Consider the following 6340-nt stretch of genomic DNA (forward strand, 5'->3'; position numbering starts at 1 on the left):
TGCCCGACAGTGCTGGTGCTAACGTCCCTGACACGTTTCACAAAGCATTATAAAAGAAGTGCTCCACACCCCGCAGATGAAGATCCCGAACCACTGAAAACAGATCACGGGTAGCCCCGGATGCAATCCGGGGTTGTCGCAGACAACTGGAAAGTGCCAGAGCAAACGCACAATCCAGAACAACAAAGCCCACCCGTTCATCGTAGGGGTCGACCCATGTGTCGACCCGCCTGGCAAGTATCAACCCGGAATCACCCACAATGGCAACAGAATGAAACATACCATCCAGAATTATTTACCACGAAAAACACAAAACACCACGAAAGAAAAAGAGGGTGAGCCTGGATAAAATCCGGGCCGAGCGGAGCGAGCAGGAGGTCGCAACTGCCACGTACCATCCGGAACCAAAGTATCCCCTACTCATTCAACACGGCCGGCCAAGCCGTTCCATGGCACCCGGACTTCCTATACTGTTGGGCAAATTCCATTGACTTAAGAGGAATCCGGATGGCACCGGGCCGGTCAGGTAGTGCAGGTACAAACCCGGAGAACCCTCCCGAAGCGGGTAGCCCCGGATGCAATCCGGGGTTGTCGCAGACAACAGGAAACTGCCAGAGCAAACGCACAATCCAGAACAACAAAGCCCACCCGTTCATCGTAGGGGTCGACCCATGTGTCGACCCGCCTGGCAAGTATCAACCCGGAATCACCCACAATGGCAACAGAATGAAACATACCATCCAGAATTATTTACCACGAAAAACACAAAACACCACGAAAGAAAAAGAGGGTGAGCCTGGATAAAATCCGGGCCGAGCGGAGCGAGCAGGAGGTCGCAACTGCCACGTACCATCCGGAACCAAAGTATCCCCTACTCATTCAACACGGCCGGCCAAGCCGGTCCGTGGCACCCGGAAACCTCTCTATCAGGTTGCAATGTCCCCTCTATCCGCCCGCAGTACCCGCGCGGCGATCCCCCAAAACGACCAATCCTGCAGGTAGCTTCGCCCCCGTTACCATTTGCTGGAACCGTTCTCTATCATCAGAAAACCATTTTGAAAAATCGGTTTAATATTCTCTATTCAAATCTCACAGGCAGGGATATACTATTATTATAGAGTCTATTGAATGGCTCGCTGTTTCATCAAAAACCGACAGGGAACGGTTGTGTTCACAATACTTCAGACGATTGTGTGTCTGCTCGCCTGCACTCCTGGAGTAGCAGAGCGCTCTGCCACAGCAGTCTGTGATCTACCACATGCCTGGAATGCACGTAGCGTCGCAGCCGGGAATACCACGGACTGCTCAGAGACTTATGTCTTTTGCCCGCAGCCTGACCGGTCTTCTCAAAACGCTATCCGACAGGGAAGCGGCGGATTAACTGGCACCGGTCTCCGCAACTCTGGTTTTGACAGCGCTTTCCCCACGCACGATGACAAAGCTTTTTGTCGAATCTCAGGCCGATATGCGGCAGGCACCTTTCATGCCTCCGTGCTTTCCGGCATTTCTTTACAGGTCCTCTTCTGTACGTGGCTGACGTGATGGATTGAGCCCCGGGCACTGCGCTTTCGGGGTCTCCGTCGTCAGCCTGGATCGGATGTCTCAAGTTCCGATCATCGTTTTCTGCTGCCAACGCATTTCATGATGCTGTCATGCTGATGACAGACAATCTCGATGCGCACATCGACTACCCGAAACCCGGCAGCACTTTCACCAGAAGTCTTTCCCTTAGATCCACAGGACCGTCTATCATGCAACGTAAAATCATATCGAACGTCAGTAACAAACCAAAAACTCTTCCGCAACAGAACGGAACAATTGACAATTCTGTGAGAGATCCCGCACTCGAGGAGCTGCTCAAAAATGTAAATCGACTGCTGCAGGCTGACGCGCCTGCGAAAGCGCTGGAACTGATAACGAAATCGAAAATCAAATCACCCGGAATCAAAAATGCGACCGCGGTCTGTCAACTTCGACTGGGAAACGCACAGGTGGCGATTGATATTTATCGCAGTTTCCTGCTGAATAAAGCGATTTACCTGAGAGCTGACGCCCCGGTTATCTACAGGGTTAATTTCGGCGTCGCTTTATTCATGAATAAAAATCTACCGGGAGTCAGCAGCCTGTTGTTTGAATTGAGGGACGAAACACATCCCTCCCTGGAAAAGCTGAGGGCAGCAGTCGCAGCCTGGAAGAAAAAGCTCACGATCTGGCAACGGTTACAATTAATCTTTGGCAGCCATCCCGCTGTTCCGATCGAACTCGGCTATCCTCCGGGTGATCTCGAATAGTAAAAAACACAAACCCAGTCTGACAGAAATCCGGGCCCGCGGGCCCGGTTCAGTCCGCTCACGCTTTGAAACGCATTGAATGATCGCCAGACTGCACCCGACAGTTCTGGCTTTCTGTCACGGGTATTTCTCCAGAGCCACTTCTGAGGGATAGCGGAAACGGTTCCCGGAACCTTTAATCTTGTCGTTCAACGTAGGGGCCGACCCATGTGTCGACCCGCCTGGCGAGGATCATCCCGGCATCGCACACAATGGCAACAACTGAGACACCCCAAACAGATTTTACGACCAAGAAAAACACAAAACCCCACGAAAGGAAAAAGAGGGTGAGCCCGGATGCATGTCCGGGCCGAGCGCAGCGAGCAGGAGGTCGCCGCTGCCGCGTACCACCCGAAACAGGGCTGCTACTCTACTCGACACGGCCGGACAAGCCGGCCATGGCACACGGCCGTCGTATACTGTTGGGCATATTCCGATGACTTAAGAGGCTTTCGGGTGTCACGGGCCGGTCCGACAGTGCAGGTACAAACCCGGAGAATCCTCCCGAAGCGGGTAGCCCCGGATGCAATCCGGGGTTGTCGCAGACAACGGGAAACTGCCAGGGCAAACGCACAATCCAGAACCACAAAGCCAACCTGTTCATCGTAGGGGTCGACCCATGTGTCTATCCGTCTGGTGAATCTCGGTGATGGAACACGGTTCCCGGAACCTTTAAATGTGATGTTCGCTGCAATTCCGCGAGATCACCCACGAATGTCACGTTATCTCTGATGTCGGGGAGGCTGCCGCGGCGGATTGAGCGGAATGACAAGAGTCAGCCTGGGGGCAAGCTCATTACATATTTCTCTACCAGTCCGGCAGCCCCTTCTTCATCTCCCTGGTTGCTCGTTTGGGATCGAATTCGTCGGGATCAAATGAGCCTCCCCATTCCATATACTCTTGGTGAGATTCGTGCTGCGGGTCGGCCAGTGCTTCCAGGTAAAACGCATAGCCCCAAATCCCGCCTATGTCTTCGGGGGGACAGGCTTGCTCGCCTTCCAGACAGAGCGGGTATTTTCGGTTCTTCTCCAGCGGAAGTTGGCCTTCGAACAATACTTCATGTTCCCAGCTGTCACCAAAGTCGTATTCGTACTTGAAGGAAAACCGCTTCTTTTTCCGGGGGAGGATCTGACTGAGATTCGTGGCAGTTGAGTCCAGGCAATGAAAGCCTCCGGAACCATCGTCGAGCAGTTCAGGGTCACCATACCGTTCCCCGTTGATCTCAAACTGATGCAGGTGCGAGTTGGTCCAGCCCATAGCAGACTGGATGTGTTCGTGCAGTTTGTCGAGTGTGCAATCCTGAACCTGAATCCGCCTCCAGATCGATGGTTCGAATTTGAGCAGCGAGATCTTGAACTGATAGAGCAGATCCGGATTCGGTTCCTGCCTGGGTTGCGACATGATCTCTTCCAGCTGTTCAGTCCTCGCTGCAATCCCTTCTTCCAGCTGATCCAGCAGATGCCAGATAATCTCCAGCAGTACCACCTGATTCTGGGCATTGCTTTTCAGCAGTTCCCCTGTCAGAGACAATGTCAAGCTGGAGACTTCTTCAACTGTGACAGGTTTTTCCTTCGACAGCTTGTTCTTGATCCGCTTCGACAGACTGGATATCAGCAATAGCGCATCTCGCTGTTCCGGTTTCAGACAGAAGTTTTCGAGCGGTTTTTTTTTGATACGAAGTTCCTCGATGGCTATCAGTGCCATTGTTGTAGATTCAGTGATGTCAAAAATCTGATCTGAAATCACCTGTTTTCTGCGAGCATCATCCATTATTAAGACCTGCGGAGACTCTTCATCAGTGTATGTATCGAGCAGACTGCGAATTTTCTTCAATATGGCATCGAGTTGCTGTTGTTTCTTCTCGTCTTCGAAATGTTCAAACCCTGCAGCGATGTCATCGCCGAAGTCGTACAGGTCGTCGAGGTTCAGCATCACCGGTTTCCCGGTCGATGTTTCCCGAATGATCTGTTCGTAATCCTGGTCGAGGCACAGTTGGTTATCAAGGATCAACTTCCGCTCGGCAGCGGTCAGTTTGAGGGGCACTTTTTCGCCGGATTGAGTCTGTTTTCTGCTAGACATCTTGGCTTCCTTATGGTTGTCGAAATTCATTCAGCCAGTCGCAACCAGTCTAGCAACTCGCGCAGGATACTGACAGGCAAAAAAACGATCGACGGTACTGGTCCAATCCCAGAGTAACCCACCCGAAGCGGGTCGCCTCGATGCAATCCAGGGTTGTCTCAGACCACCGGAATCTGCCAGGGCAAACGCACAATTCAAAACAATAAAACCAACCTGTTCATCGTAGGGGTCGACCCATGTGTCGACCCGCCTGGCGAGTATCAACCCGGAATCACCCACAATGGGAATAGAATGATACATCCCATCCAGAAATATTTACCACGAAAAACACGAAACCCCACGAAAGAAAAACGAGGGTGAGCCCGGATAAAATCCAGGCCGAGTGCAGCGAGCATAGCGAAAACGGTTCCTGGAACCATTAATCTTGCTCGAGATTGTCGTAGGGGGTTCCTTGCCCTTCAGATCATTGAAAAGCTCCCTCTTTGTATTCCACACAGGTCCAGGCAGTTTTTTCCACTCTCTGATTGATCCAATAAAATCGACGTCGGTTCCTGGCGCCATGGCAGGTTTCCAGAGTGCCAGGCAACTCAGGACTGCCGACCATACTCGGATTTAATTGGAAGTAGTGCGACAGTAATTTCCCATCACTGTTTCCCACGGATGGTTCTCTCTGCCATGTTGCGCCATTAATTATCAGCTCATCTGGAGCTTCCACGGCTGCTGCCTGACTGTGAGGGCTCTCATCGCTGGAGCAAACAGAAAGAATGCGGAATTAAACAATCAAAGGAACTAAGAGAACGCGAGTCGTGGGATCAGTCTGTTGATTAAAACAACACATCTGGAATTTCAGAGAAGGTCTGCAAAGAATAGAAAGGCAGGCATGCTGATACTCTAGATCGCATCAAATTTAACCATAGCAACTCTCAGCCTGGTTATACTCGGTCCAAATGGCACTGGAGAGGCTACAGTAAAACTGGACACAGTTTAAAATTCGCCGAGCACATTGCCATCAATCCTGCTGAATAGATTGCGTAATCTTTCCAGATGGATATTTTCGCCTTATAAGCGAACACTGCTATCACAGAGAAGTACGTTGGCTCCACCGACATGCAGACTCCGCGCACCAGCAACGATCTCTCCATGATGAACGACATCAGGAGTCGGAGAGTTAGGAAATTGAATTCAAAAGCAATGGAGTTGTATGTGAAATAATGACAGGGTATTTCCCCCAAATGCACATTATTCAGGTGATTGTAAAAGTGGCTTAGGCGGGGGAACATCATTGATCGGGCAATGATCAAGGCTCGACCCTGAGTGGATTGCTGCACTCACTAAAAGCAATGGTCTTTCTGTCTGGACAAAAACCATTCTCTAAGCATCACTAAATGCCGAATCTATCCCCACTTTTGTAAAATACCAATTCCTCTCAGTTCTTAATAAATTAACTGGCATTACAGGCATCTCTTTGGTACTGTATTGTTCAATGGTTTTTTGTATAGATTCTGTACGAGAACACTATTTGTCAATCCGATTCTCTGGTTTTCAAGCAATCCACTCCTGTAATTTTCAAACTTTCAAATTACTGAATTCGAAAATCACCACTGAACCTGCTCAGTCTGGCTATAAGGTCTTCTGCATCATGCTCCTGATGAACTGGCTTAGGTCGATCTCAAAGCGTTGTCGTTCCCCCCGCGTACACAGCCGCAACCGCGCTCGACGCCTGACTCGGCAGCGGAATTCTGTAAATCCTGTCCAGGGCCACGTTCGCTCAAGCACGAACATTGAACAGTTGGAAGACAGGACGCTGCTGACGTCTGTTTTCAATATCAGCAGTGAATACTTGATTGATGAAGGCGATTCGGGATACACAATTTATACATTCACTGTTACAAGAACACGCGAGACTCAAGGAGGCCTCAATTCTGTTGCAT

General features: G+C 50.6%; 7 protein-coding genes. 2 read left to right on the forward strand and 5 right to left on the reverse strand.

Annotated features, from left to right (window positions below):
• Positions 1–37 precede the first annotated feature (37 nt).
• Positions 38–280, reverse strand: a complete 243-nt coding sequence (locus AACZ40_RS27595) for a hypothetical protein (protein WP_291179337.1) — start codon at positions 278–280, stop codon at positions 38–40.
• A gap of 242 nt (positions 281–522) precedes the next feature.
• Positions 523–735, reverse strand: a complete 213-nt coding sequence (locus AACZ40_RS27600; RefSeq protein WP_339676788.1) for a hypothetical protein — start codon at positions 733–735, stop codon at positions 523–525.
• A gap of 393 nt (positions 736–1128) precedes the next feature.
• On the opposite strand from AACZ40_RS27600, the gene AACZ40_RS27605 reads away from it, so the two are divergent.
• A complete protein-coding gene (locus AACZ40_RS27605) occupies positions 1129–1542 on the forward strand; it encodes a hypothetical protein (protein WP_291179331.1) in 414 nt (137 codons plus the stop codon).
• A 209-nt stretch (positions 1543–1751) separates the two neighbouring features.
• Positions 1752–2291 carry a hypothetical protein gene (locus AACZ40_RS27610; RefSeq protein ID WP_291179328.1) on the forward strand — a complete coding sequence of 180 codons (540 nt, stop codon included), beginning with the start codon at positions 1752–1754 and terminating at the stop codon, positions 2289–2291.
• An 846-nt stretch (positions 2292–3137) separates the two neighbouring features.
• On the opposite strand, the gene AACZ40_RS27615 is transcribed toward AACZ40_RS27610, so the two are convergent.
• The 3 genes from AACZ40_RS27615 to AACZ40_RS27625 all read right to left on the reverse strand — a co-directional run bounded on the left by AACZ40_RS27615 (position 3138) and on the right by AACZ40_RS27625 (position 5591).
• A complete protein-coding gene (locus AACZ40_RS27615) occupies positions 3138–4409 on the reverse strand; it encodes a plasmid pRiA4b ORF-3 family protein (protein WP_291179325.1) in 1272 nt (423 codons plus the stop codon).
• Between the two features lie 30 nt (positions 4410–4439).
• Positions 4440–4709, reverse strand: a complete 270-nt coding sequence (locus AACZ40_RS27620; RefSeq protein ID WP_291179322.1) for a hypothetical protein — start codon at positions 4707–4709, stop codon at positions 4440–4442.
• A gap of 759 nt (positions 4710–5468) precedes the next feature.
• Positions 5469–5591, reverse strand: a complete 123-nt coding sequence (locus tag AACZ40_RS27625; RefSeq protein WP_339676791.1) for an H-X9-DG-CTERM domain-containing protein — start codon at positions 5589–5591, stop codon at positions 5469–5471.
• Positions 5592–6340 lie beyond the last annotated feature (749 nt).

It is taken from the genome of uncultured Gimesia sp., assembly GCF_963972345.1.
Lineage (GTDB): Bacteria > Planctomycetota > Planctomycetia > Planctomycetales > Planctomycetaceae > Gimesia.